We start from the raw sequence: 1,930 nt of genomic DNA, 5'->3' as shown, positions 1-1,930 counted from the left end.
GCGCTGCTCTCAGCGCAGGCCTGCTCTCACAGTGCCGGGTAGGCGTTGCGCATGAGCTCCTGGAACTGCGCGGAGAACCACTTGCCGGACAACGGTGCGTCCGGCAGAGCGCCCGACATGTTGTTGCCGTTGCGCACGTTGCCGGTGTAGGTCGGGTCGCACATCTTGTCCGCGCCCTTGCCCTCGTTGTTCGGGATCTCCTTGCTCGCGCCGTCGGACTCACCCGGAGGCTTCATCCACACGAACGCGTCGATGCCGTCCGCGGGTGCCGCCTTCGGGCGTTCGCCGAGCCCCGCACCGGACTGGTTGCACCAGTTGCCGAGGTGGATGCGCCGGTCCAGCCTGCCGCCGTTCACGTAGGCGTCGACCGACGTCTGCGGGCCGGGGCCGGTGGGACGGGCGGCGCCGCCCCAGCCGTTGCGGCTGGTGTCGATCAGCATGCCCACGTTGGCGTCGAAGCCCGCCTGCACCGCTCGCAGCCGGAACGCCTGCGCGTAGGACAGCTCGTCGGTGTAGCGGTTCCAGTCCACCCACTTCGACTCGCGCACGGACTTGCCGGCCACCGTGTCGTTGATCGAGAAGTTGGGCTCGCGCACCGCGCCGTAGTTGGCGGTGTTGGCGATGAAGCCCTGCACGTTGGCCTTGGTGCTGCCGGAGGCGTTCGCCGCCTGGAACAGCAGCTCGGCCGTCGGGCCGAAGTTGTCGTCCCAGCCGATCCAGCCGTGGTGGCCGATGTCGAGGTAGTTGTAGACGTTGGGGATCGCGCCGAGCTTGGCGAGCGCGTACCCGACGCCGGTGATGTAGTTGCCGTTGGCCTTCATGACGTCGCACTGCGGCACGGCGGTCGGGCGCGGCGTGACGTTGGTGATCAGGTTCGGCAGGGAGTCGATCTCCACCGTGGTGACGATGCGCAAGTCCTTGTAGGCGGGCTTGGCGAGGATCGCCGCGATCGGGTCGATGTACTCGGTCTTGTACCGGTCGATCTCGGTGGGCTTGAGCTCACCGTTGGACGCGAGCGCCGAGCAGTCACGACCGGGCAGGTTGTAGATGACGAACTGGACCACGAGTGGTGAGCCCGCCGCCTGCCGCACCGCCTCGTCCAGATGTCCCGCGATGCCACGGGAGTCGACGGTGCCGGTGATCGCCGCGATGCGGTCGATCCACACGCCGGTGGAGTTGTTCGCGACCCTGCTGCCACCGGGTTCGGCGGCGGCCTTCGCCGACCAGTCCGGGTTGACGTACATCTTCGCGCCGACGTATGGGTTGTCGACGCGGTTGCCAGGGCCGGGGCCAGGGCCCGGATCACTGGTCGTGGTGGTCGTGGTGGTGGTGCTCGTCGGCGGCTGACCGGTGCAGACCGTGCCGTTCAACGAGAACGACGCCGGGTCGGCGTTGGTGGCACCCGTGTAGCTGCCGTTGAAGCCGATCTCGGCCGCTGCCCCGGTGCCCAGGCTGCCGTTCCACGACATGCTCGTCGCGGTGACGTCCGCGCCCGACTGCGACCAGTTCGCGCTCCATCCCTGCGTCACCTTCTGCGTGCCGGGGAAGGTGAACTTCAGCGTCCAGGAGGACATGGCGTCACCGAGGTTGGTGATCTTCACCTTGCCGCCGAAGCCGCCACCGCCCCAGTTGTTCGCGGTGTAGTCCACGCGACAACCGGGTGCGGCGCCGGCCGGAGGCGCGCTCAGCGCGATCCCAGCCATGGCGACGGTGGTCGCGGCCACGACTCCCGCCGCTGCCCACCGCCTTTGTCCGTTGAGCCTCATTGCCACGGATCTCCTGTCTTTCAATGGTGTTTGATCGGTAAGAGGTCACGCGAGGACCGGGTCCTCAGCCGAAGAGCTCGGTGTGCAGGGAAAATGCGGTGGCGATCTCGGTCTGGGCCCAGAACCGGTGGTAGGTGAACTCCGGCGCCGGTCCACCGTTCAGA

At 67.8% G+C, this 1,930-nt stretch carries 2 protein-coding genes; both read right to left on the bottom strand.

The window, feature by feature from the left end; all coding sequences use genetic code 11:
- Positions 1–26: 26 nt before the first annotated feature.
- Positions 27–1,724 carry a glycoside hydrolase family 6 protein gene (locus ABZX92_RS45795; protein ID WP_355572435.1) on the bottom strand — a complete coding sequence of 566 codons (1,698 nt, stop codon included), beginning with the start codon at positions 1,722–1,724 and terminating at the stop codon, positions 27–29.
- A gap of 106 nt (positions 1,725–1,830) precedes the next feature.
- On the bottom strand, positions 1,831–1,929 hold the full coding sequence (locus ABZX92_RS45790; protein ID WP_355572437.1) for a glycoside hydrolase family 48 protein: 99 nt from the start codon (positions 1,927–1,929) through the stop codon (positions 1,831–1,833).
- Position 1,930: the final 1 nt, after the last annotated feature.

The organism is Lentzea sp. NPDC006480, from assembly GCF_040611995.1.
Taxonomy (GTDB): Bacteria; Actinomycetota; Actinomycetes; order Mycobacteriales; family Pseudonocardiaceae; genus Lentzea.
The sequence above is the reverse complement of the archived record's forward strand: the minus strand, read 5'-3'. Positions and strand labels throughout refer to the sequence as shown.